At 66.5% G+C, this 23234-nt stretch carries 28 protein-coding genes and 1 tRNA gene; 9 read left to right on the forward strand and 20 right to left on the reverse strand.

Features of this window, described 5'->3' with window-relative positions; translation table 11 throughout:
- The first annotated feature begins 6 nt into the window (after positions 1-6).
- A complete protein-coding gene (locus AC1DR7_RS06535) occupies positions 7-591 on the forward strand; it encodes an HNH endonuclease (RefSeq protein WP_478076430.1) in 585 nt (194 codons plus the stop codon).
- A 112-nt stretch (positions 592-703) separates the two neighbouring features.
- The gene (gene dxs / locus AC1DR7_RS06540) at positions 704-2614 is read left to right on the forward strand and encodes a 1-deoxy-D-xylulose-5-phosphate synthase (protein ID WP_478076421.1); all 1911 of its coding nucleotides are present in this window, start codon (positions 704-706) and stop codon (positions 2612-2614) included.
- A 205-nt stretch (positions 2615-2819) separates the two neighbouring features.
- Here the strand turns inward: dxs and AC1DR7_RS06545 are convergent, their stop codons facing one another.
- The 3 genes from AC1DR7_RS06545 to AC1DR7_RS06555 all read right to left on the reverse strand — a co-directional run bounded on the left by AC1DR7_RS06545 (position 2820) and on the right by AC1DR7_RS06555 (position 5030).
- A complete protein-coding gene (locus tag AC1DR7_RS06545; RefSeq protein WP_256774678.1) occupies positions 2820-3023 on the reverse strand; it encodes a hypothetical protein in 204 nt (67 codons plus the stop codon).
- A gap of 172 nt (positions 3024-3195) precedes the next feature.
- Positions 3196-3735, reverse strand: a complete 540-nt coding sequence (locus AC1DR7_RS06550) for a DUF3011 domain-containing protein (protein WP_457320312.1) — start codon at positions 3733-3735, stop codon at positions 3196-3198.
- A 185-nt stretch (positions 3736-3920) separates the two neighbouring features.
- Positions 3921-5030, reverse strand: coding sequence for an FAD-dependent oxidoreductase (locus tag AC1DR7_RS06555; RefSeq protein WP_478051840.1), 1110 nt, complete (start codon positions 5028-5030; stop codon positions 3921-3923).
- Between the two features lie 78 nt (positions 5031-5108).
- Between AC1DR7_RS06555 and AC1DR7_RS06560 the strand changes: the two genes are divergently transcribed.
- Positions 5109-5546, forward strand: coding sequence for a MarR family winged helix-turn-helix transcriptional regulator (locus AC1DR7_RS06560; protein WP_457321585.1), 438 nt, complete (start codon positions 5109-5111; stop codon positions 5544-5546).
- Positions 5547-5558: 12 nt separating this feature from the next.
- On the opposite strand, the gene AC1DR7_RS06565 is transcribed toward AC1DR7_RS06560, so the two are convergent.
- Positions 5559-5765 (reverse strand): hypothetical protein, encoded by a 207-nt coding sequence (locus AC1DR7_RS06565; protein ID WP_256774674.1) that lies wholly within the window; start codon positions 5763-5765, stop codon positions 5559-5561.
- A gap of 136 nt (positions 5766-5901) precedes the next feature.
- The gene (locus tag AC1DR7_RS06570; RefSeq protein ID WP_457321587.1) at positions 5902-6960 is read right to left on the reverse strand and encodes a linear amide C-N hydrolase; all 1059 of its coding nucleotides are present in this window, start codon (positions 6958-6960) and stop codon (positions 5902-5904) included.
- Between the two features lie 174 nt (positions 6961-7134).
- Between AC1DR7_RS06570 and AC1DR7_RS06575 the strand changes: the two genes are divergently transcribed.
- The gene (locus tag AC1DR7_RS06575; RefSeq protein WP_256774672.1) at positions 7135-7377 is read left to right on the forward strand and encodes a peptidase; all 243 of its coding nucleotides are present in this window, start codon (positions 7135-7137) and stop codon (positions 7375-7377) included.
- A gap of 25 nt (positions 7378-7402) precedes the next feature.
- Here the strand turns inward: AC1DR7_RS06575 and AC1DR7_RS06580 are convergent, their stop codons facing one another.
- Positions 7403-8758 (reverse strand): sensor histidine kinase, encoded by a 1356-nt coding sequence (locus AC1DR7_RS06580; protein WP_478051841.1) that lies wholly within the window; start codon positions 8756-8758, stop codon positions 7403-7405.
- On the reverse strand, positions 8755-9429 hold the full coding sequence (locus tag AC1DR7_RS06585) for a response regulator transcription factor (protein ID WP_457320922.1): 675 nt from the start codon (positions 9427-9429) through the stop codon (positions 8755-8757). The genes AC1DR7_RS06580 and AC1DR7_RS06585 overlap by 4 nt, the downstream gene beginning before the upstream one ends.
- Before the next feature lie 112 nt (positions 9430-9541).
- Between AC1DR7_RS06585 and AC1DR7_RS06590 the strand changes: the two genes are divergently transcribed.
- The 4 genes from AC1DR7_RS06590 to AC1DR7_RS06605 all read left to right on the forward strand — a co-directional run bounded on the left by AC1DR7_RS06590 (position 9542) and on the right by AC1DR7_RS06605 (position 11942).
- The gene (locus tag AC1DR7_RS06590) at positions 9542-10384 is read left to right on the forward strand and encodes a MipA/OmpV family protein (protein ID WP_478076422.1); all 843 of its coding nucleotides are present in this window, start codon (positions 9542-9544) and stop codon (positions 10382-10384) included.
- A 2-nt stretch (positions 10385-10386) separates the two neighbouring features.
- Positions 10387-10626 carry a hypothetical protein gene (locus AC1DR7_RS06595; RefSeq protein ID WP_457320926.1) on the forward strand — a complete coding sequence of 80 codons (240 nt, stop codon included), beginning with the start codon at positions 10387-10389 and terminating at the stop codon, positions 10624-10626.
- Positions 10627-10670: 44 nt separating this feature from the next.
- Positions 10671-11096 carry a hypothetical protein gene (locus AC1DR7_RS06600; RefSeq protein ID WP_457320928.1) on the forward strand — a complete coding sequence of 142 codons (426 nt, stop codon included), beginning with the start codon at positions 10671-10673 and terminating at the stop codon, positions 11094-11096.
- 75 nt (positions 11097-11171) lie between these two features.
- A complete protein-coding gene (locus tag AC1DR7_RS06605) occupies positions 11172-11942 on the forward strand; it encodes a transporter (RefSeq protein WP_457320929.1) in 771 nt (256 codons plus the stop codon).
- 64 nt (positions 11943-12006) lie between these two features.
- Here the strand turns inward: AC1DR7_RS06605 and AC1DR7_RS06610 are convergent, their stop codons facing one another.
- Together AC1DR7_RS06610 and AC1DR7_RS06615 are read right to left on the reverse strand one after the other, a co-directional pair.
- Positions 12007-12180, reverse strand: a complete 174-nt coding sequence (locus tag AC1DR7_RS06610; protein ID WP_256774665.1) for a DUF1328 domain-containing protein — start codon at positions 12178-12180, stop codon at positions 12007-12009.
- 96 nt (positions 12181-12276) lie between these two features.
- On the reverse strand, positions 12277-12747 hold the full coding sequence (locus AC1DR7_RS06615) for a GNAT family N-acetyltransferase (protein ID WP_457321081.1): 471 nt from the start codon (positions 12745-12747) through the stop codon (positions 12277-12279).
- 115 nt (positions 12748-12862) lie between these two features.
- On the opposite strand from AC1DR7_RS06615, the gene AC1DR7_RS06620 reads away from it, so the two are divergent.
- Positions 12863-13336 (forward strand): hypothetical protein, encoded by a 474-nt coding sequence (locus AC1DR7_RS06620; protein ID WP_478052699.1) that lies wholly within the window; start codon positions 12863-12865, stop codon positions 13334-13336.
- Between the two features lie 367 nt (positions 13337-13703).
- On the opposite strand, the gene panB is transcribed toward AC1DR7_RS06620, so the two are convergent.
- The 11 genes from panB to thrS form a co-directional block, all read right to left on the reverse strand.
- A complete protein-coding gene (gene panB / locus AC1DR7_RS06625) occupies positions 13704-14555 on the reverse strand; it encodes a 3-methyl-2-oxobutanoate hydroxymethyltransferase (RefSeq protein ID WP_478052245.1) in 852 nt (283 codons plus the stop codon).
- 107 nt (positions 14556-14662) lie between these two features.
- A complete protein-coding gene (locus AC1DR7_RS06630; RefSeq protein ID WP_256774661.1) occupies positions 14663-14923 on the reverse strand; it encodes a hypothetical protein in 261 nt (86 codons plus the stop codon).
- 154 nt (positions 14924-15077) lie between these two features.
- Positions 15078-15154: transfer RNA gene (locus tag AC1DR7_RS06635), tRNA-Pro, on the reverse strand.
- A 67-nt stretch (positions 15155-15221) separates the two neighbouring features.
- Complete coding sequence (locus tag AC1DR7_RS06640; RefSeq protein ID WP_068853353.1) at positions 15222-15578, reverse strand: MerR family transcriptional regulator; 357 nt, start codon at positions 15576-15578, stop codon at positions 15222-15224.
- The gene (locus tag AC1DR7_RS06645; RefSeq protein WP_005410432.1) at positions 15559-15858 is read right to left on the reverse strand and encodes an integration host factor subunit alpha; all 300 of its coding nucleotides are present in this window, start codon (positions 15856-15858) and stop codon (positions 15559-15561) included. The genes AC1DR7_RS06640 and AC1DR7_RS06645 overlap by 20 nt, the downstream gene beginning before the upstream one ends.
- 26 nt (positions 15859-15884) lie before the next feature.
- Positions 15885-18266 (reverse strand): phenylalanine--tRNA ligase subunit beta, encoded by a 2382-nt coding sequence (gene pheT / locus AC1DR7_RS06650; protein WP_478076423.1) that lies wholly within the window; start codon positions 18264-18266, stop codon positions 15885-15887.
- 93 nt (positions 18267-18359) lie between these two features.
- Positions 18360-19355: a phenylalanine--tRNA ligase subunit alpha gene (gene pheS / locus AC1DR7_RS06655; protein ID WP_256774657.1), complete on the reverse strand. Its 996-nt coding sequence runs from the start codon at positions 19353-19355 to the stop codon at positions 18360-18362.
- A 196-nt stretch (positions 19356-19551) separates the two neighbouring features.
- Positions 19552-19911, reverse strand: a complete 360-nt coding sequence (gene rplT, locus AC1DR7_RS06660) for a 50S ribosomal protein L20 (protein ID WP_017355264.1) — start codon at positions 19909-19911, stop codon at positions 19552-19554.
- Between the two features lie 10 nt (positions 19912-19921).
- Positions 19922-20119 carry a 50S ribosomal protein L35 gene (rpmI, locus tag AC1DR7_RS06665; protein ID WP_017355265.1) on the reverse strand — a complete coding sequence of 66 codons (198 nt, stop codon included), beginning with the start codon at positions 20117-20119 and terminating at the stop codon, positions 19922-19924.
- 513 nt (positions 20120-20632) lie between these two features.
- Positions 20633-21172: a translation initiation factor IF-3 gene (infC, locus tag AC1DR7_RS06670; protein ID WP_256774732.1), complete on the reverse strand. Its 540-nt coding sequence runs from the start codon at positions 21170-21172 to the stop codon at positions 20633-20635.
- 48 nt (positions 21173-21220) lie between these two features.
- On the reverse strand, positions 21221-23125 hold the full coding sequence (gene thrS / locus AC1DR7_RS06675; RefSeq protein WP_478051689.1) for a threonine--tRNA ligase: 1905 nt from the start codon (positions 23123-23125) through the stop codon (positions 21221-21223).
- Between the last annotated feature and the right edge of the window lie 109 nt (positions 23126-23234).

Here is a 23234-nt window from a genome sequence, read left to right on the forward strand (position 1 = left end):
TCGCCCATCGCCACGCTGCATCGGCCCGGCAGCGTCCGCCTGCTCTCGCTGGATGCCCACGGCAGAGTCCTCGACTGGATCAACTGGCAGGATGCGGCCTGCCTCTACGCCCGTGATGCCGTCGCCTGGACCCTGGGCGATCCCTGCCTGCACATCCATGGGGGCATCAGCCGCCTGACCGGTACGCGCAGCGGCATGGACCTGCACCCGATCATCGCCGCGCGCGGCCACGCCCGTTCACGGTCACTCGATCCCACCCCCAATTTGTCCAACCAGGCGCTGTTCGCCCGCGATGCGCACCTGTGCCTGTACTGCGGCCAACAGTTCCACCGCCCCCAACTGACCCGCGACCACGTCATGCCGATCTCCAAGGGCGGGCTGGATGTCTGGGAGAACGTGGTCAGCGCCTGCTTCCACTGCAACTCGCGCAAGAGCGACCGCACCCCGCAGCAGGCCGGCATGCCGCTGCTGGCGGTGCCGTACCGGCCCAGCTGGATCGAGCACATGATCCTGTCCAACCGCAACATCCTGGCCGACCAGATGGCGTTCCTGCGGGCACAGCTGCCCAAACGCTCCAAACTGGCCGCCTAGCCTGCGACCAACTGACGCAGGCACCGTCACCGTTTAGTCACTGAAAAGGCGGTTTGCTTGCCCCACCCGTATTTGGGGGGGAAAATAGGCGCTCAGAAGAAGCGCGATAAACATGATCGATTCCGCACGCTATCCCCGCCTGTCGCGCATCCAGTCACCGGATGACCTGCGCAGGTTCGACGAGTCCGAACTCCCCGCCATCGCGGATGAACTGCGTGCCTACCTGATCGAATCGGTCGGCAAGAGTGGCGGCCATTTCGGCGCCGGGCTGGGCGTGATCGAACTGACCGTCGCGCTGCACTACCTGTACCAGACCCCGGTCGACCAGCTGGTCTGGGACGTGGGTCACCAGACCTACCCGCACAAGATCCTTACCGGCCGCCGCGACGAGATCCATACCGTCAAGCAGAAGGACGGCGTGGCGCCGTTCCCCAAGCGCGAGGAAAGCGAATTCGACACGTTCGGCGTCGGCCATTCCTCGACCTCGATCTCGGCCGCGCTCGGCATGGCCATCGCGCGCCAGCAGCAGGGCGACGACCGCAAGGTGGTGGCGGTGATCGGCGACGGCGCGATGACCGCCGGCATGGCCTACGAGGCGCTCAACCATGCCGGTGGCATGGACAGCGAACCGAACCTGTTGGTGATCCTCAACGACAACAACATGTCCATCTCCGAGGCCGTCGGCGGGCTGACCAAGATGCTCGGCCGCGCCACCGGTAGCCGCACGCTCAACGCGCTGCGCGAAGGCGGCAAGAAGATCCTCGGCGACAAGAAGAACAACCCCACCGCGCGTTTCGTCAAGCGCTGGGAAGAACACTGGAAGGGCATGTTCGTGCCGTCCACGTTCTTCGAGGAGATGGGCTTCCACTACACCGGCCCGATCGACGGCCACGATGTGCCGGCACTGGTGGCCACGCTGAAGACGCTCAAGGGCCTCAAGGGCCTCAAGCTGCTCCACGTGATGACCACCAAGGGCAAAGGGTATGAGCGCGCCGAGGGCGACCAGATCGGCTACCACGCCGTCGGCCCGTTCGATCCGGACAAGGGCCTGGTCTCCAAGGGCGGCGCCAAGAAGCCAACCTACACCGATGTGTTCAGCGACTGGCTGTGCGATGCCGCCGCCGCCGAACCCAAGCTGATGGGCATCACCCCGGCGATGCGCGAAGGCTCGGGCCTGGTGCGTTTCAGCAAGGAATACCCGGAGCGCTACTTCGACGTGGCCATCGCCGAGCAGCATGCAGTGACGTTGGCGGCGGGCATGGCCACCCAGGGCGCCAAGCCGGTGGTGGCGATCTATTCCACCTTCCTGCAGCGCGCGTATGACCWGTTGGTCCACGACGTGGCGGTGCAGCAACTGGACGTGCTGTTCGCGATCGATCGCGCCGGCGTCGTCGGGCCCGATGGCGCCACCCACGCGGGCAACCTCGACCTGAGCTTCCTGCGCTGCGTGCCGCACATGGTGGTGATGGCCCCGGCCGATGAAGCCGAATGCCGACAGATGCTGAGCACCGGCCTGCGTTACGCCGGTCCGGCCGCGGTGCGCTATCCGCGCGGCAGCGGCACCGGCGTGGCCGCCGGCACCGACCTGTCCACGCTGGAGATCGGCAAGGCCGACCTGCGCGTGCAGGGCAGCCGAGTGGCGCTGCTTGCCTTCGGCAGCACCGTGCCGGCCGCCGAAGCGGTGGGTCGCGAACTGGGCCTGAGCGTGGTCAACATGCGCTTCATCAAGCCGCTCGACCGCACCCTGCTGCTCGAACTCGCGCGCACCCACGATGGCTTTGTCACCATCGAAGACAACGTGGTGGCCGGTGGCGCCGGCTCCGGCGTGGCCGAGCTGTTCAATGCCGAGGACGTGCTCAAGTCGATCCTGCACCTGGGCCTGCCCGACAGCTTCCAGCACCATGCCAGCCGCGAAGACCTGCTTGCCGAAGCCGGTATCGATGCGGTCGGCATCCGCGCGGCGGTGCTCAAGCGCTGGCCGGCGCTGGCCGGGCAGTCCCATCCGCTCAGCGCTGCGGGCTGAGGTACGGCAGCCGACCAACGGTCGGCTCTACGCGGAACGAGCAGCCGACCAACGGTCGGCTCTACGCGGAACGAGCAGCCGACCAACGGTCGGCTCTACGCGGAACGAGCGGTCGACCTGCGGTGGGGTCGATGCCCGACGTCGAAAGGCCGCGTCCCATCGACGCGGCCTCCTGGTTTGCGGTCTGTCCTGCGCCGCGCTGGCTTCAGCCGTAGCGCACCGCCTCCACGTAGGCCCCGCTCGCCTCCACCCGCACCGAACTGCGGTGGCCGGTCTCGGCGTGGTGCAGGCGCGCCAGCGCATCGGCGAAATCAAAGGCCTTTGCGCTGTCGTTGAAACGGAACGACTCCAGCTTGTCCGGATGCAGCACCCGCCACAGGCGGTGTTCCAGTTGCAGGCGGATCAACATGCGGTGCTCTCTCCATGAGGCGGCATATCGGGCGAGGCCGGCGCCCGCCATCGCGACGGACGCTGCCCCTGTCATTGGTGAAGCCGGGACTTCCCGCTCCGGACAATACCCAATCAAAAGTGTGATCTGTATCAGATTTTTCTGATTTAGCGCATCACTTGAACCAGACGGATCAATTGACTTGGAATTGGCCGCGGCAGCCGCCGTCCACCCAGACGCCCGTCCGGTCCCAGCCCCAAGTGCGCCCCTCGATGCAGGCAGTGCGCGAGGTCTGGCGCACCAGTCGCGCGTCCCGACGGACGTTGGCAACACAGCGCTGACGGCGATGATCGTTGGAATCGCAGGTCAGGATCTGGCCGCGACCGCCGCCATTGTTGCCCCAGCCGCCGCCACCGCCGCCATTCCAATGACCACCGCGGCCGCCTTCGGCGATGAACTCGGCCCGGCAGCCCTGGGTCACCCAGACGCCGCCACGGGCCTGGCCCCAGGTCTGGCCCTCCACGCAGGGCGTCCCCGAAATCTGCCGCACCAGGCGTGCGCGTCCCTCCAGCGGACACTGCTGGGTGCGGCCCTTGTTCGACTCGCAGCGCACCGGCCCGCTGTTGTACCCGTCATCGCGATAGCGGTCGTACTGCTGCGCGTGCGCGGTGGCGCCCAACAGCAGCATAGAGGGCAGCAGCGCCCACAGCCATTTGTGCTTTCCGTGCCCCATTGCCTTGCTCCTCATGCCTGCCTCATAACCGTGTGTGGTGGTGGCGCACAGGATGTGGCAAAGCGCCCACGCGCGACATAGGCCGAAAGTCGCTGATTTCATGCCCTATTTAGGTAACCGACGCTTACCTGACTGGGGGTGCCTGGGCTAGGTCACATCCGATTTGCGCCGCCACCGGGCCAGAGCTAGCGCGCGACGGTCTCTACATCGCTGCGCATTTCCGCCAGCATCTCCGCGACCGAGCCCGCCACCAACATTCGCTGCGCCGTCGCCGCGCTCTCTGCCGCGCGCGCGAACATCCCCTGTTCGTGGACCTGCACTGCCGCACGCCAGTCAGGGGTGCACAGTGCGTCGGCCAGGTCGGCCGCATCGCGCAACGCCAGGTTGGCGCCCTCCCCTGCCGGGGGCATCACGTGCGCCGCATCGCCAATCAGGGTCACCGCGCTGCGGTGGTCCCAACGGTGCCCGACCGGCAGCATGTGGATCGGCCACGGCCGCACTGCGGCGTCGGCCTCGGCGATCAGACGGCGCAGGTCCGGGTGCCAGTCCGCGAAATGCGCAAGCAGGCTCTCCCGCGTTTCCCGGGGTGCGGGTGCACCGTCGGCGAGTACCTGCGGCAGCGAGGCATACACGCGCACCCGGGCGTCGGCGTTGCGCTGGGCGAACAGCGTCCGCGCACCGCCCTTGGCGACCAGCGTGCCCCGTCCTACCAGCGCCGCCAGCTGCGGATGGTCCACCTCCACGTTGTGCAGCGACAGCTCGTACAGACTGATGCCGGCGTGCCGGGGCCGCACGTCGGTGAGCAGCGGGCGCAGCCTGGACCAGGCACCGTCGGCGCCCACGGCCAGATCGAAACGCTCGATCACCGCGTTGCCGAACTCCAGCACGACCTCCTTCCCGTCGACCACCGCCTCGCGCAGTGCGTGGCCCCAGCGCACGCAATCGGCCGGCAATGCGCCCAGCAGCAGGTCGCGCAGGTGGCCGCGGTCAATCTCCGGACGGTCGCCCTCCAGACCGTCGTCGTCCAGCAGCAGCCGGCCCTGCGCGTCGAACATGCGCAGGCCCTGGTCCTCATAGCGCGCCAGCTGTTGGAAGCGCTCGAACAGCCCGGCGCTGCGCAGCGCCGCCTGCCCGGTCGCCGCGTGGAGATCAAGCATGCCGCCCTGCCCACGGGTATCGGGCCCGGCATCGGCTTCAAACAACTGGAACGGGATGCCGGCCTGGCGCAACCGGCAGCCCAGCAGCAGCCCGGCAGGACCGGCGCCGACGACCGCGATGCGGGGAAGAAGGGACACTGAAGGTCTCCGGGGCTTTAACATAGGCTCCTATGATTATCATCATAGGCCCCTATGTCAAATACCCGGAGTGAACGCATGGACCGACCCGACCCGAGGAACGTGCCGTCCTTCCTGATCAAGCGGGTGGCGCGCGAGCTGACCCGGATGGCCGAAACCGAGCTGCGCCCGCTTGGCCTGGGCATGGCCAGCCTGCCGGTGCTCGAAGCCCTCCGCCAGGGCAAGGCGGCCACCCAGTCCGAGCTGGCGCGGCTGCTACGCGTCGAACAGCCCTCGATGGCGCAGACCCTGGCACGGCTGGAGCGTGATCAGCTGATCCTCCGCTCCCCGGACCCACACCGCCCGCGCGCGCAGCGCATCGAACTCACCCCGCTTGCGCTGCAGCGATTGCCGCAGGCGCGCGAAATCCTCAACGAAGGCAATACCCGGATGCTGGCCGGCTTCAGCGTGGACGAAACCATGCTGCTGGCCACGTTCCTGCAGCGGCTCAGTGCCAACCTGGATCGCGACGCGTAACGCGCAAGCGCGTCATCCGCCGTAGCGGACCGCGTCAAGGAAGTTCTCCAACGCCTCCACGCGCACCGCACTGACCACGCCGGTTTCGGCGTGGTGCTCACGCGCCAGCGCGTCGGCAAAATCGAACGCCGTCGCGCCGCTCGCAAATGCGATCGGGTCCGGACGGGTCGGGTGAATCACCTGCCAGTGGTGGTCCTGGCACTGCACCTTGATCAACATGCTGATGGCTCCTGCTACGGCATCGGGCGTTCCATCCCTTGATCAGCACCATACGTCCGGCAGCAACGCCGGGATATCGGATTCGTCTGAAATCAGGACGCCTCTGACCGGCTGAAGCGGCGTCCCCTGATGGCGGTCAGCCGCCCGTGCCGAGGAACGCGAACGGTGCCGACGGCTGGAACTGCCCCAGCGCATCACCGGAGAACACATTGCGCTGGTCGGCGCCCAGGTCGAGCTTGAGCACGCGCGCGCCCTTGGAGAAATCGGCCTTGTTGAGATCCACCCAGAACGTATTGGGGGTCAGCGCGGACTCGAAGAAGTACAGCCTGCGCTTGTGGTCGGCCACGGTGCGCCATCGCGTTGAAGAAATATTGGGCTCATCCGGCGTGGTGATCCCAAAGGGCACCGACACGTTGCGGATAACGCTGAAGACACTGGCCAGCGCCACCACCGGGTCCTCGGCCTTGGGAATCGCATGAATGTAGAACCGGGCACGCGCGAAACGATCGGCGGAGCGGTTGGTGCCAGGCAGCATCACCGTGCCGCCGATCTGCTGCCAGTACGCATCGAGCGCCAGTTGCTGCGCGAACACCGGCGAGTTGGTCATCACCTGGTAGGCGCGATCGTGGTGGATCACCTGCCGGCCATCGACGTACTCGACGATCGCACTGTCGCCGCTGGCATCGGACAAGGACAGATGCAACGTCGCCAGCCGCGACTCGCCCGGCAGTTTGTCGGTCACCAGCGAATACGGCTCGCGCTGCAGTGCCGCCACCGCCTCGGCAACGGTGGCGAAATTGTCGAGCATGTACTGCGCCCACAACGAGATGGCCAGGCCTGGCTTGCGGCCGCGCTGCGCGGGGTATTCCGACTCGGCCAGCCATAGCAGATTGGCCGACAGACCGGCCTCGTTGAGCCCATCGGTGGTGGAAATGTCGTAGCCGCTGGCGACCACACTGCCGTACTTCGCCGTCCAGCGGATCGACTGCGGGCCGGCCTGCCCGGTGCGCGCGATGCCGCGCGGCAGCACCCACAGGTTGGTGGCGATATCGCTCTTCCAGTCCATCGAGCGCGCCGTGATCACATCCTGGTTGTCGCCCAGGTAGACCACCCGCGTGCACGCGTCCACCGGGGGCGCGGCGCAGACCAACGCGAGGGCAAGCAGGGAAATGCGCATACATGCGAATGACGTCATGGTCGTCTCCTGACAGGTCAATGGGCCGCCACGCCGGTCCCTTCCCACTCCGGCCGATGGCCCGGATCACACCGGAGCGGCGGTGATGGAGGGGTGAATCACTCCCTCGGATCGCCTCCTCACCCAACCTTGCCAGCGCCGGGCTACGCTGCGCGCACGCCCGGGAGTGCCGCCATGAAACCACTGTTCATTGCCTGCCTTGTCCTGATCCTGTCCGCCTGCAGCAGCCCCGCCCCGGTCCGCACCGCGATGCCCGGCGCCGATCGCGACCCGCATGGCTGCATCGGCTCGGCCGGGTACCGCTGGTGTGCGCGCACCCAACAGTGCGAACGGCCGTGGGAGCTGGCCAAGGCGCAGCAGCTGGACAACAGCGCCGTCGCCTTCGATGCCTACTGCGAAGCAGCGCCCGCCCGCTGACGCTGCACCGGCAGGTCGCGCCGGCTCAGCCCGTCGCTGCGCCCTCGCGATCCACCGGCAGCGCCACCACGAAGCGGGCGCCGCCGCCCGGCGCGCTTTCTGCTGCAATGCTGCCGCCGTGACGCAACATGATTTCGCGCGCCAGATACAGCCCCAGCCCGCTGCCACTGCCACTGGGTCGCAGGCGGTGGAACGGCTCGAAGATCGCCTGACGCTCCTGTTCGGGCACCCCGGAGCCTTCGTCGGTCACCGCGAGCACGCCATCGGGCTGCAGCGTCATCGCAATCATGCCCTGGTCGCCGCCGTGGGCGATCGCGTTCTGCAGCAGGCTGGCCACGACCCGGTGCAGGGCGTGGGGATCGCCCTGCACCCAGACCGGCGTGTCGGGCGCGTCAACCGAGAACGCATAGCCGGCGTCGACCACCAGCGGCGCCACGTCGGCGGCGACCTCACGGGTGAGCGCGGCCAGGTCGATGCGCTGGGACTGGCTGCGGTGGTGATCCAGCCGCTGCAGGTCCAGCAACTGCTCGGCGATGTTGCCGAGCCGGCTCAGGTCGCGCTGCAGGCGCGAGCGCGCCGGACCGATCGGCAGATCGTCGATGCGCGTGGCCAGGATCGCGATCGGCATGCGTAGCTCATGCGCCGCACCGACCAGGAAACGATCCTGCGCGTCGTAGCTTTCACCGATGCGCCGTACCGCGGCATTGAACGCATCCACCAGCGGGAAGATTTCCGCCGGCACCGCGTGCGTATCCAGGCCACCGCCACGCTCGTTGATCTGGATCGCCGCCGCCTGCGCGGCTACCCGGTTGACCCCGCGCAGCGAGCGGTGGATCGCCCACGGCGCCACCACCAGCGTGATCACGATCAGCGGCACGGTGATCCAGCCGCCGAGGTAACCGATCACCACCAGCATCTGCCGCCACAACCCGCGGTGCGGCATGCCGCCGATCATCACGTGCACGCGTCCTTCCGGCGTGTCGTTGACCCAGATCCGCATCGCCAGTTCGGCCGCGCGCGTGCGCGTGCGGATGTCGGTGGGCTCCAGGTATTGCAGCTGCGCCACCAGCGGGCGAAAGACCTCCGGCACGGTGCCGTGGGTGAGCTGGCGGCCATCCTCATCGGTGGCGGCGAACCAGAACGTGGCAGGACGATCCTGCGCGGCACGGTCCAATGCCGCCCAGTCCACGTGCAATGCATCGCCGCGGATATGGACCGACTTGGCGATCGATTCGCTCATCTTCCAGTCGATGTAGCCGGCACCACTGTCGCCATACATCAGCACCATGCCCATCAGGCCGACGGCCACCATGGTGATCTGGATCAGGATGATCTTCCAGGCAAGGCTGAAGGACAACGACCCGGGCTTGAGGAATTTCATGCGATGTCCTTCAACAGGTAGCCGATACCGCGCATGACGTGAATTTCCACCTGCGCCTCCGCCTCGGCCAGTGCCTTGCGCAGCTTGGACACGTGCGCGTCCAGCGCATTGGACTGGATCGCGTCATCGAAGCCGTACACCGCTTCAAGCAACGCCGCACGCGCGACCGTGCGGCCCTGGCGTACCGCCAGCGCCTCGAGCACCAGCAACTGCCGGCGCGGCAACGCCAGCAGCACGCCATTGACCGTCGCCTCGCGCGCGACAAAATCGAAGTGCATCCGCCCCAGCGCCAGCACCGGCAACGCAATCTGCGAAGGTCGCCGCGAGATCGCGCGGATCCGCGCCAGCAGTTCTTCCACCGCGAAGGGTTTGGTCAGGTAGTCGTCGGCGCCCACGTCCAGCCCGACCACCCGGTCGGCCACCGAATCGCGCGCGGTAAGCATGATCACCGGCAGGTTGGGCACCAGGCTGCGCGCCACGCGCACGAAGCTGGCGCCATCGCCGTCCGGAAGCTGCCGGTCCAGCAGCAGGATCTGGTGCACGCCGGCTTTGAGCGCTTCGCCAGCCTGGGCCATGCTGGCCACCACGTCCACCACCATCCCATGCCGACCCAGGCTGGCCTGGATGGCACTGGCCAGTTCCGGATCGTCTTCGAGCAGCAGGATGCGCATGGGCGTAAGGACAGGGGCGACGGCTGCCGATGGTACCGCGCGGCCCGACGCAACGTTCCGACAATGTAGCGCGGGCACCATGTCCCCTTGGTATTCCCAGTGTGGCAGGTACATGCACGTGCGTTGCAAGGAAGATTCCCCCCGGGCAGGCTGCTGCCCCACCGTCGCCAATGAAGGCGCCCAGCGGGCCATCGGTCCCTATCTGGTTGCCGTCGCCCTGGCCACCGTCGCCTGGCTGGCCACCGGCAGCGCCCTGGCCCAGGCGCCTGGGGCAAAGCCGCGCAGCAGCCTCGGCGTGGCCGTGGTGGCGCTCAAATCGCCCTACACCGGCTACAAGACCGACACCGTCGGTGCGCCGGTGATCAGCTACGAAGGCCGCCGATTCCATTTCCGTGGAGGCAGCTTCGGCTACACGCTGTTCGACAACGACAGCACGGAACTGTCGGTGCTGGCCGCGCCGTACATGATGCGCTTCAAACACAACGACAGCGACGACGTGCGCCTGCGCCAGCTGTCCAATCGCGGCTTCTCGKCGATGGCCGGCGTAGCGGTGCGGCACACCGCGCCGTGGGGCCTGGTGCAGGCCAACGTGCAGGCCGAAGTGAGTGGTCATGGCGGTGGCGTTTCCGCCGACGCCAAGTACGCCTATCCATTGCCCACCGGCCGCGTCACGCTGGTGCCCGGGGTCGGTGTGAACTACGCCGGCAGCGCCCTCAACGATTATTACTTCGGCGTCAGCGAAGCCGAAGCGCGGCGCAGCGGCCTGGCCCGCTATCGTGCCGGCAGCGGCGTATCGCCCTACATGGACCTGACCGCCGTGATGCCGCTCGGTGCGCACTGGACCGCGACCGCATCGGTACGCCGCTCCATCCTGTCCACTGCCGTCGAAGACAGCCCGATGACCAGCGGCAAGCACATGGACTCGGCCGCTCTTTCACTCAGCTACGGGTTCTGAGCATGCGCCAGGGAATCGTTCGTCGTGTCGCCGAACTTGCCTTGCGCATCGAGCCCGATCGCAGCGCCGTGCTCGAGTGGATCCTGCACACCCCGCTGCCGGCATTGGGTGGACAGACCACCTTCGAGCTGGCCTGCAACGGGGAAGGCGAGCGCGTGATCGCGCTGTTGAATGACGTTCTGCGGCAGCCGACCGATGCCATTGCGCAGCTGCCGCAGGCCCCACTGCAGGCGATGCACTGAGCTGCCTACCGCCCGCCCCTGGCCTTGCCAAACGGAGCCCCCCCATGAGCCGCCCTTTCCCCATGATGAGCACGCCCGACGCCGACGATGTCCCCGTGCTGGCGCAGGCACTGGTCGATTTYGATCATGCTGTGCAGACACTGATCGCGGCCGATCCCATCACGCATGGGCGCTTTTCGCGCGCCTACGTCACCGCGGTCTTCCGTGCCTGCCTGACCCCGGAGGGCCCCGGCCCCGGCGCGCCACGCGGCCGCCCCGACCCGGAGATCGCCCAAGCGCTCAAGCAGTGGATACAAGGCCGCCTGCTGCTGCACCCCGGTGAAGCCAGGGACCACCGGCTCACTGCCGCACGACGGGCCGCGCACGGCTTCTGGCTGCAGTCGCTGGCCGACCCGATCGACGTCGACGGCCGTCCGCGCGCCAACCGCCTGCTCGATGGCCTGCTGGCGCTGACCCACCCCGAGGCCTGAGCCGCACCCGGCGATCTCCTCACGGGTTCTTGTCGCACACTCTCCGAAGCTGCGCCGCTCACCGGAGATTGCACCATGCGTTTGCCTGCCGCCCTTGCCCTGCTATTGCTCGCCTCGCCTGCCTTTGCCCAGGACGACACTGCCGAACCACCGGCGTTCGACCGTCCCGGCATCGGCTTTGCACCATCCACGCTGCCGCGTGGCAGCGTCGCCGTGGAGTGGGGCCTGCCCAGCCTGGAGCGTGACCGCGACGACGACGGCACCCGTTCCACCCAATACAGCAGCGACCTCAACCTGCGCATCGGCCTGGCCGAGCACGTGGAGCTGCAGGTGTTCAGCACGCCCTGGAACCACCTGCAATTGAAGCCGCGCGGTGCGCCGTCCAGCAGCGCCAACGGCGCCGGCGACAGCGGCCTCGCCTTGAAGGTCGCGCTGCCCCTGCCCTCGGACAAACATGCACTCGCGTTGCTGGCCAGCAGCAGCTTTGCCACCGGCACCCGCGACTTCAGCGAAGGTGGCACCCAGTACGCGCTTGGCGCCAGTTACGAATACAGCTTCAACGACCGCTGGAGTGGCGCGCTGTATGCCAATGCCACCCGCGGTGCGGGCGAGGACAGCTTTACCTGGTCGCCGAGCTTGAGCGTGGCGCTGACCGACGATGTCAGCAGCTATATCGAAGCCGGCTTCACCCATACCAACGGCGAACCCTCTACCGCGATCGCCGGCGCCGGCGTGACCTGGATGGTGGCCCGCAACGTGCAGCTGGACGCCTCCTTCGACCTGGGCCTGGACGACGACAGCCCCGACGTGCAGGCCGGGCTGGGCGTGTCGTTCTTCTTCCGCTGAAAAGCAAAAGGCCTGCGCATCGCTGCGCAGGCCTTGGTGTTCCACCACTGCGATGTTGCTGCGGTCAGGTGACCTTCTTGGCGATGGTCATGCCCAGCAGGAACAACACCACCGCGATGATGATGCCGGCCCAGAACAGGAATTTGGCGATGCCGATGGACGCACCGGCGAGGCCGCCGAAGCCCAGTGCACCGGCAATGAGGCCGATGATGGCGAAGATGATGGCCCACTTGATCATGTTGATCCTTACCCGCAACCGGGATGACTGACAGACCTTCAACATAGTCGCGCGGCTGTCCCGCGCTCGTGAACGGTTCGCGCGAACCGCGTGAAGTCAGGCGGCGGTGACTCCGTTGGCGGCGTCGATGATCGACCGCTCCATCGGCTGGTAGACCAGCCCGGCCGACTCGGCCACCTCGCCCATGCTCCGGAATCCGTTGCGTGCATAAAAACCCACCGACGGCACCGAGGCGCTCACCGTCAGCAGCCCGGCGTGCGCCTGTTCGACCAGTGCCGCCAACAACGCCTCACCGATGCCCTGTCGTTGGCAGCCGGGGTCGACGAACAGCATCGCCACATGGCGACGTTGCTTCAGCTCAGCCACGCCTTTGATCCGCCCCGCATCCTCGTAGACGAGCTGCAGGTTGTCCTGCGCCCTGCGCTGTGCGAAGCCATCGGGCGCTGCAATCAGGCGGAAGGTGTCTACGCCGAACGATGACAGCGACGGCGCCACCGCCGCCAGGAACGCGCGCATGCAGATCGCGCTGGCCGCCTTCTGGTCGCTCTCGAGCATTGTCCTGATCATCCTGTCTCCTGACGCATCTACGCACGGAGCATCACTCTAAGCCACGCGCGCACGACAGTCGCCAAACCCGGTGAAATCTGCTGAGATTGCCCGCCGCACCGCGCAGTCCCGCCCCATGTCGCTCTCTCCTGCCGAACCCGCATCGCATGTCGCGCGAGGTGTGCGCCACGCCGGTATCGATCTCGTCGTGCTGTTGGCCACGTCCATTGTCTTCGCGTGTGTGCTGACCGCCCAGCTCAAGACCGAGCGGCTCGGATGGATGTGGCCGTCGATTCCCTACGATTACGGACGCGGCGACGTGCTGGTACATGCGTTGCTGGCAAGCCTGGCGGTGATGCCCGGGTTGGTGCTGGTTGGCCGGCTGGCATGCGTGCGCCGGTCATTGCGCTGGCAGGACCTGACCTTCGTCCTGGCCACACTGGTGGTCATCCGGCTCGGCCCGCCGGCTGCGCAGGTATTCGGTAACACCTGGAGCCAGTGGGAAATCACCGCCGGCCTGTTCCTGCTGCAATGGCCGATTGTGATCCCGCTCACCCTGGCGGCGGTCGTGCTGCGGCGTCTGATACGGCGGGTGCTGGGCCCGGGCTGAGCGCACCGGTATCGGCTGCCAGGGGCAAAACGGCGTGCCGGGGCCTCCATCGTCCCGTCGATACGGGGCTGGGTGAGTTGGAGCTTCTTGCTGAAAATCAGTTACTTGGAGCACCTTTGAGGATGCGGGGTCAGCGTCCCTCACTTCGCTAAGTGCATTTAATTTGTGATCATTGCCACAAATTCACACCTCCGTCACAATCGAGGCGTCCACCCAATCTGCCCACGCCCATGCGCGCGATTATCACCAAGCAACATCCGGCTTTGCTGAAGTTCTACTTCGTTGCCTGTTACGCGGTTCTGATCGAAGAAGTGCTGCGCGCCATCGGCTAGGACGGCCAACGACGCGCCCACCCCTCCCAGGCCGGTTACGACTGGAACGCGTGTTCCGGCCCGGGGAATACACCCGACTCGACCTCCGCCGCGAAGTCGCGCGCGGCCTTCTGCAGCAGCCCGTGCATGTCCGCGTACTGCTTGACGAAGCGCGGTAGCTGCCCGGTACGCAGACCGGCCATGTCCTGCCAGACCAGCACCTGCGCGTCGCAGTCGCTCCCTGCGCCGATGCCCACCGTGGGCACGGCGACCGCTGCGGTGATCTGCGCGGCGACGTCGGCCGGCACCATCTCGATCAGCACCGCGAAGGCACCGGCCGCTTCGAGGGCGCGCGCCGCTTCCACCAACACCGGGCCACTGTCGCCACGGCCCTGCACGCGGAAGCCGCCCAGCTGATGCTCCGATTGCGGGGTGAAGCCGATGTGCGCCATCACCGGAATACCCGAGCTCACCAGCTTGCGCACCTGCGGCACCATTTCAATACCGCCTTCGAGCTTGACCGCGTGCGCGCCGCCTTCCTTCATGAAACGCACCGCGGTATGGAAGCACTGCTCCGGCGAGGCCTGGTAGGACCCGAACGGCAGATCGGCAATCACCAGCGGACGGCGCGTGCAACGGCTCACCGCGCGCACCAGCGGCATCAGCTCATCGACGGTGACCGGCAACAGACTGTCGTTGCCGAATACGTTGTTGGACGCCGAATCCCCGATCAGCAGCACCGGAATACCGGCATCCTCGAAGATCGCGGCGGTGTACATGTCGTACGCGGTGAGCATCGCCCACTTTTCGCCACGCTCTTTCATCTGCTGCAGGTGCGGAATGCGCACACGCTTGGCCTGGGCCAGCGGACTCTGCGGGGTGGCGTACGGCGGGGGTTGTTCGTTCATGGCAATACCCTTGGATGTAGCGCCGACCGTGGATCGGCTGCGTTACGAAAAACGTCATGGCATCCGCAACGCCGCGCGACCGCGCGGCGGGTCCGGCATTCCGGTCGTCAGCGTTGGCTGGACAGCGTCTGTGCAACGTCCTTGATCAGCCCGGTAATCTCGTTGGCCAGGCGGCGGCTGTCGGCGATGGAGCCGAAGAAGCGGATCGTCCTCCCGTCGATTTCCACACCGGCAAGGCCGAGCGCGCCTTTCAGCGCATCCACATGCGCATGGAAAACCTCGAGCCACGCCGCAGACGGCGCGACATCGAGCATGGCCACGATGGCCTCGTCCTCGGTCTGATCAACGCGGGTGTGCAGGTCGGGCACGTCGAAGCCAAGCAGCCGCGGAGCGCCTGGATCGGGGGAGTGAGTGTTCATGGCCCATGGTATCGCCTATGCCGCGGCGGAAGCACTTGCGGGTGCCCCAAAAGAAAAAAGGCCTGCGCATCGCTGCACAAGCCTTTGATCGAATCACCAACATTGGTCGGGACGGCCGGATTTGAACCGACGACCCTCTGCCCCCCAGGCAGATGCGCTACCAGGCTGCGCTACGCCCCGATGATGCTGGCAATGTCCCCGCCTCTCAGCGGGCCGACGAGTATAACGGTTTTATCCGCGTATTTGTTCAGCGACGCAGCAATTGGAGCACTTCTTCCAACTCCATCCGCGTCTGCTTGATGATCTGGTTGCTCAGTGCCGATTCGTCGCGGGCACCGGCACCTTCCAGGCGCAGCCGCGCGCCGCCGATGGTGTAGCCCTGTTCGTAGAGCAGGCCACGGATCTGGCGCACCATCAGCACGTCATGGCGCTGGTAGTAACGTCGGTTGCCGCGGCGCTTGGCCGGCTCCAGGCTGGGAAACTCGGTCTCCCAGTAGCGCAGCACGTGCGGCTTGACGTCGCACAGCTCGCTGACTTCACCAATGGTGAAGTAGCGCTTGGCCGGTATCGGCGGAAGTTCGCGGTTACTGCCCGGATCCAGCATATGCCTCTACCCTTTCCTTGAGCTTCTGGCCCGGACGGAAGGTAACCACCGTACGGGCGGAAATCGGAATTTCCTCACCGGTCTTCGGGTTGCGGCCCGGGCGCTGGTTCTTGCGCCGCAGGTCGAAATTGCCGAAGCCGGACAGCTTCACCTGACGTCCCTGTTCCAATGCCTCTCGCAACACATCGAAGAACGCGTCGACAAATTCCTTGGCTTCGCGCTTGTTCAGACCCACTTCGTCGAACAGCTTCTCGGCCATCTCAGCCTTGGTCAATGCCATTGCCTGCTACCCCCCATGCTGCCCGCTCAACCGCGGATCCGGGCGTGGTGTTCACGCTCCATGGCAGAGACTGCCTCGGCCACCACGGACTCCACGTCGCGGTCCGTCAGAGTGCGCGACTTGTCCTGCAAAATCAAGCCCATAGCGAGACTCTTGAAGCCCGGCTCGACCCCCTGGCCGACATAGCGGTCGAACAGGGTGACCTGGCGCAGCAGCGGACCCACGGCGCGGCGCAGGGTAGCTTCCAGGTCGGCCCAGGCGGCGGCTTCGGGGACCAGGAAAGCCAGGTCGCGGCGTACCGACGGGAACCGTGACAACTCGGCGGCACGCGGCAGCTGGCGGGCGGCCAGCAGGGCCAGGTCCAGCTCGAAGGCGAATACGTCCACGTCGATGTCCATGGCCTTGGCCAGGCGCGGGTGGATCTGGCCGATCCAGCCCAGGCTGACGCCGTCGCGCAGGACCTCGGCCGAACGCGCCGGGTGCCCGTACGGACGCTGCGAAGGCTGGAACGCCAGCACCGCGCCGGAGGCGGCCGCCAGCGAATCCAGGTCGCCCTTGAGGTCGTGGAAATCGACCTTGCGGGTGGCCATGCCCCATTGCTGCGGGTCGGCATCGCCACACACGGCAGCGGCCACGCGCTGGGTTTCCAGCGGTGCCGGCGTGCCCTCGCCCGCCTGCGGGTGGAAGCTGCGTCCCAGTTCAAACAGGCGCACGCGACCCAACTGGCGCGCGGCATTGCGGCCCAGCGTGGCGACCAGCCCCGGCAGCAGCGACGGGCGCATCACCGCCAGTTCGGCCGACAGCGGATTGGCCAGCGCCACCACGTCCTGGTGCAGGTGCCAATCGCTCAACAGACCCGCGTCGACGAAGGCGTAGTTGAGGGTTTCCTGCAGGTCGCGGGCGACCAGCTGGCGGCGCACGGTGAGATCGTCCAGGCGCGTTTCGCTGGGCATGGCGATGCGCGAGGCACCGCCCGGCAGCGTGGTCGGGATCTGCTCGTAACCGTGGATGCGGGCCAGTTCCTCGATCAGGTCTTCTTCGATGGCAATGTCGAAACGGCGGCTCGGCGCGGTCACCTGCCAGCCCTCGGCGACGGCGGCCACGTCCATGCCCAGCGCGCGCAGGATGCGCTCGACGTCGGCATCGGCGATCTGGATGCCGAGCACGCGGGCGATACGCGCGCGGCGCAGGACGATCGGGGCGATCGCCGGCAGGTCGGCCTCGCGCACGGCCTCGGTGACCGGCGACGGGGTGCCGCCGGCCAGGTCCAGGACCAGGCGGGTGGCGTACTCGATCGCGGTCCGCGGCAGCGCCGGGTCAACGCCACGCTCGAAGCGGTGCCCGGCATCGGTATGCAGGCCCAGCTTGCGGCCACGGCCCATGATCGCGGCGGGCGCGAAGTGCGCGGCCTCCAGGAACACGGCGGTGGTGTCGTCGGTGACGCGGGTGTCGAAGCCGCCCATCAGGCCGGCCAGCGCGATCGGGCGGTCGGCGTCGGTGATGAGCAGGAAGCTGTCGTCCAGCGTCGCGTCGCGACCATCGAGCAGCTTCAGGGATTCACCGGCGCGCGAGCGACGCACGCCGATGCTGCCCTGCAGGGCGCCCAGGTCGAAGGCGTGCATCGGCTGGCCCAGTTCCAGCATCACGTACTGGGTGATGYCCACCAGCAGCGACACCGGGCGCACGCCACTGCGGCGCAGGCGTTCGGCCATCCACAACGGGGTCGCGGCACGCGCATTGATGCCCTCGATGACGCGGCCGACATAGCGCGGCGCTTCGGCGCCGGCGTCCAGTGCGACGGTCAGTTCGCGCGTGCCCACCGGCGCCACTGGCGCGGCCTCGAACGGCACCACTTCACTGGCGCACGCGGCGGCCACGTCGAAGGCGATGCCGCGAATGCTGAAGCAGTCGGCGCGGTTGGGGGTCAGCTTGATCTCGATGCTGGCATCGGGCAGGCCCAGGTACTCCACCAGCGACTGGCCGACCGGCGCATCGGCGGGCAGTTCGAACAGACCCGAGGCATCGCTGTCCAGGCCCAGTTCCTTGGCCGAGCACAGCATGCCGTTGGAGTCCACGCCACGCAGCTTGGCCGGCTTGATCGCCAGCATACCGATCTGCGCGCCCACCATCGCCAGCGGCGCGACCAGGCCCGGGCGCGCGTTCGGTGCGCCGCAGACGATCTGCAGGTGTTCGCCCTGCCCCGCGTCGACCTGGCAGATCTGCAGGCGATCGGCTTCGGGATGGCGTTCGGCCGAGACGATCCGCGCCACCACCACGTGGTCCAGGCCCACGCCGAGCGCGTCGACCGCTTCCACTTCCAGGCCGATGGCGGTCAGCACCGCGCCGAGTTCATCGCGCGAGACGGCGGTGGGAACGTGGCTGCGCAGCCAGTTTTCAGAGAATTTCATGGTGTCACCCTGGTGGGCCCGGCGCATGCGCCTGGGCCGTAATGGTCTTGGATCCAATCCCGCCGGGCATGGCCCGGCGTTACGCTGACGCGCTTACGCGAACTGCTTCAGGAACCGCACGTCGTTCTCGAAGAACGCGCGCAGGTCGTTGACGCCATACCGCAGCATCGCAAAGCGCTCCACGCCCAGGCCGAAGGCAAAGCCGGTGTAGCGCTCCGGATCGATGCCGACGTTGCGCAGCACGTTGGGGTGGACCATGCCGCAGCCGAGCACTTCCAGCCAGCGGGTGCTGCCGTCGGGCTGCTGCCAGGCGATGTCCACTTCCGCGCCGGGTTCGACGAAGGGGAAGTAGCTGGGGCGGAAACGCATCTCGAAATCGCGCTCGAAGAACGCACGCACGAACTCGGACAGCGTGCCCTTGAGGTCGGCGAAGGTCGAGTGCTCGTCCACCAGCAGGCCTTCGACCTGATGGAACATCGGCGAGTGGGTCTGGTCGCTGTCGCTGCGGTAGACCTTGCCGGCGGCGATCATGCGCAGCGGCGGGGCGTGCTCGCCCATGTAGCGCACCTGCACCCCGGAGGTGTGCGTGCGCAGCAGGCGGCCATCGCCGAAATAGAAGGTGTCGTGCATCGCACGCGCCGGATGGTGCGGCGGGAAGTTCAGGGCTTCGAAGTTGTGCCAGTCGTCTTCGATCTCCGGGCCTTCGGACAACTCGTACCCGAGCCGGCCGAAGATCTCGGTGATGCGCTCCAGGGTACGGGTGACCGGATGCAGGCCAGCGCGATCGGCGCGGCGTCCCGGCAGGGTGATGTCGATGGCTTCGGCGGCCAGGCGCACGTCCAGCGCGGCGTCTTCCAGCACGGCCTTGCGTTCGCCCAGCGCGGTGGTCAGCGCATCGCGGGAACGGTTGATGGCTTCGCCGGCGGCCTTGCGCTCATCGGCCGGCAACGCGCCAAGCTGCTTGAGCTGGGCGGTGATGCTGCCGTTCTTGCCAAGCAGTGCAACGCGCAGGGCTTCCAGCGCATCGGGGCTGCTGGCGGCGGCCACGTCGGCCAGCGCTTGGGTGGTCAGGGATTGGATGTCACTCATGGATAGCCGGGACCTCGCGTCGGTATGCCTTCGCGATACACGCCGGGCCGACACCCGTCGCCACCGCTGTCGGGTCGATGGCACGCTGCCGGCCACCGCCACCACAAAAAAGAATGGGGAAGGACTTGCGCCCTTCCCCATGCATTTGCCTTACCCACCACCGCTGCGCGAAAACGGCAACGGCAGGGGAATGGACTTATGCCGCCAGCGCGCCCTTGGCCTTTTCGGCCAGCGCAGCAAAACCGGCTGCGTCGTGCACGGCGATGTCAGCCAGAACCTTGCGGTCCAGGGTGATGCCGGACTTGAGCAGGCCATTCATGAAACGGCTGTAGCTCAGGCCGTTGATGCGGGCAGCCGCGTTGATGCGGGTGATCCACAGCGAACGGAAATTGCGCTTCTTCTGCTTACGACCGATGTAGGCGTACTGCTGTGCCTTGATCACGGCCTGCTTGGCAACGCGGAAGACCTTGCGGCGAGCGTTGTAGTAACCCTTCGCCAGGGTCAGAATTTTCTTGTGGCGGCGACGCGCCTGTACGCCACGCTTTACTCGTGCCATGGGTCAGTCCTCAGAGGTAGGGAAGCATACGGTTCAAACGGCCTGCGTCTTCTGCACGAACATGGTTCGTCTGACGCAGATTGCGCTTCCGCTTGGTCGACTTCTTCGTGAGGATGTGGCTACGGTTGGCATGGCCAGCCTTGAACTTGCCGGAGGCGGTCTTGCGGAAACGCTTGGCCGCCGCCCGGTTGGTTTTGATCTTGGGCATTGCAATGTCCTTGATGATGTTTTGTCACTGACCAGGGCGGTGGCTTTCACCACGCTTTCCGTCCATGCCCTTGCCTGCTTGTAAGCCCGGGATCCCCAATGGGAACCAGGCCGGTCCTGTTGCCGTTGAAACAGCGTGTAACCGTTCAAAACAGCGCCCCGAAAAACGGGGCCGCCCATTATGCCCGTCTAAACGGGAGGTTGCAAACCTTTGATCGGGCATGTGTTTGCCGCGGGCGGCCGAACCTGAACGGAGCGGTCGCAAGGGCCGGCGTCATGCCGGGCCGCGCACGCGGGAAACCGCAGACGGCGCCGGTGGACGCCTGCTGTGGGGTGCGCGAAGCGGGAAGCGGGACGCCGAGCAACGCTCGGCTCTACCTCGCCCCTTGGGTGTGCAGCCGAGCAACGCTCGGCTCTACCTTGCCCCTCGGGTGTGCAGCCGAGCAACGCTCGGCTCTACCTTGCCCCTTGGGTGTGCAGCCGAGCAACGCTCGGCTCTACGCCCGATGGCCGGTTACTTCTTCTTCGGCGCGATCATCATCACCATCTGCCGGCCTTCAAGGCGCGGACGGGACTCGATCACGATGTCCTCACCCAGATCGCCTTCGATCCGGTTGGCCATTTCGCGACCCAGTTCCTGATGGCTCATTTCGCGACCACGGAAGCGGATGTTGACCTTGATCTTGTCGCCCTCTTCCAGGAAACCGCGCATTTTGCGCAGCTTGATCTGGTAGTCGCCTTCATCGGTGACCGGACGGAACTTCACTTCCTTGATCTCGACCTGCTTGGTCTTCTTCTTGGCCTCGTTGGCCTTCTTCTGCGCTTCGAACTTGAACTTGCCGAAGTCCATGATCTTGCAGACCGGCGGATCCGCCTGCGGCTGGATCTCGACCAGGTCCAGACCTTCGTCTTCGGCCTTCGACAGCGCTTCGTCGCGCGTCAACACACCAATCATTTCTCCGTCGCTGCCGATCACGCGGACGCGCGGCACCCGGATTTCCTGATTCTTGCGGTTCTGTTTGTTGTCAGGGGTACTGATATTGCAATCTCCCAGAGGAATCAAACCGGCCCTCAGCGGAGGATCCGCAGGGCCGGGACTTTCTTACACGGACTGTTCTGCCTGCAACCGCTCGATGAAGGCCTGGACGGACATGCTGCCCAGATCTTCGCCAGAGCGCGTACGCACGGCCACGGCGCCATTTTCCTTCTCACGGTCGCCGACCACCAGCAGGTACGGGACCCGCTGCAGCGTATGCTCGCGAATCTTATATCCGATCTTCTCGTTGCGCAAATCGGCGTTTGCCCGGAAGCCTTGATCTGCAAGGGTTTTCCTCACCTGGCTTACGTATTCAGCCTGGGCGTCGGTGATATTGGCCACCACCACCTGGGTCGGGGCCAGCCAGGAGGGGAACGCCCCGGCATGGTGCTCGATCAGGATGCCGATGAAACGCTCCATCGAGCCCACGATGGCCCGGTGCAGCATGACCGGGTGCTTCTTCTGGCTGTTTTCGTCCACGTACTCGGCGCCGAGGCGGCCGGGCATCATGAAATCGACCTGCATGGTGCCCAGCTGCCAGGTACGGCCGATGGCGTCCTTGAGGTGGTACTCGATCTTCGGGCCGTAGAAGGCGCCCTCGCCCGGCAGCTCCTGCCATTCCACGCCGCAGCTGCCCAGCGCCGCGCGCAGCGCGCCCTCGGCCTTGTCCCAGGTGGCGTCATCGCCCAGGCGCTGTTCCGGGCGCAGCGCGATCTTGATCTGGATGTCCTCGAAGCCGAAGGTCGTGTAGACCGCCAGCGCCTGCTGGTGGAACGCCGTCACTTCCGCCTCGATCTGCGACTCGGTGCAGAACACGTGGCCATCGTCCTGGGTGAAGCCGCGCACACGCAGGATGCCGTGCAGCGCGCCGGACGGCTCGTTGCGGTGGCACGAACCGAACTCGCCATAGCGGATCGGCAGGTCGCGGTAGCTGTGCAGGCCCTGGTTGAACACCTGGATGTGGCCCGGGCAGTTCATCGGCTTCAGCGCGTAGGTGCCCTTCTCCGATTCGGTGAAGAACATGTTGTCCTTGAAGTTGTCCCAGTGCCCGGACTGCTTCCACAGCGCCACGTCCAGCACCTGCGGGCAGCGCACTTCGCCGTAGCCGGTCTTGCGGTACACGCCCCGCATGTACTGCTCCACCACCTGCCATAGCGCCCAGCCCTTGGGGTGCCAGAACACCATGCCCGGCGCCTCTTCCTGCAGGTGGAACAGTTCCTGCTGCTTGCCAATGCGGCGGTGGTCGCGCATTTCGGCTTCTTCGATGCGCTTGATGTAGGACTCCAGCTGCTTCTTGTCGGCCCACGCGGTGCCGTAGATGCGCTGCAGCTGCTCGTTCTTGGCATCACCGCGCCAGTAGGCACCGGAAATGCGGGTCAGCTTGAAAGCCTTCAGGAAGCGCGTGTTGGGCACGTGCGGGCCGCGGCACATGTCCACGTATTCCTGGTGGTAGTACATGCCCATGGCCTGGATGTCCGGCGACATGTCGTCGATCAGGCGCAGCTTGTAGTCCTCGCCACGCGCCTTGAAGATCTCGATGACCTCCGCGCGCGGGGTGACCTTCTTGATGACGTCGTAGTCCTGCGCGATCAGCTCGCCCATGCGCTTTTCGACGGCGGCCATGTCCTCCGGCGTGAACGGGCGCTCGGAGTAGATGTCGTAGTAGAAGCCTTCGGCGATGACCGGGCCAATCACCATCTTGACGTCCGGGTACAGCTGCTTGACCGCGTGGCCGACCAGGTGGGCGGCGGAGTGACGGATGATCTCCACGCCCTCCTCGTCCTTGGCGGTGATGATGCGCAGGGTCGCATCGCGATCGATCATGTCGCTGGCATCGACCAGCACGCCATCGACCGAACCGGCGATGGTGGCCTTGGCCAGGCCGGCGCCGATCGACTGGGCGACGTCCATGACACTGACGGGGTTTTCGAACTCACGGCGGCTGCCGTCGGGGAGCGTGATCGCGATCATGACTGGACTTTTTCTGGTGGGCCTGCAACGCAGGCCGGGGAGACGAATTCGGGAAGGTGGGCAACGAGGCGTGGCCGGTCGGCCATAAAAAAAGCGCCACGAAGGCGCC

Source organism: Stenotrophomonas sp. P5_A9 (assembly GCF_056400525.1).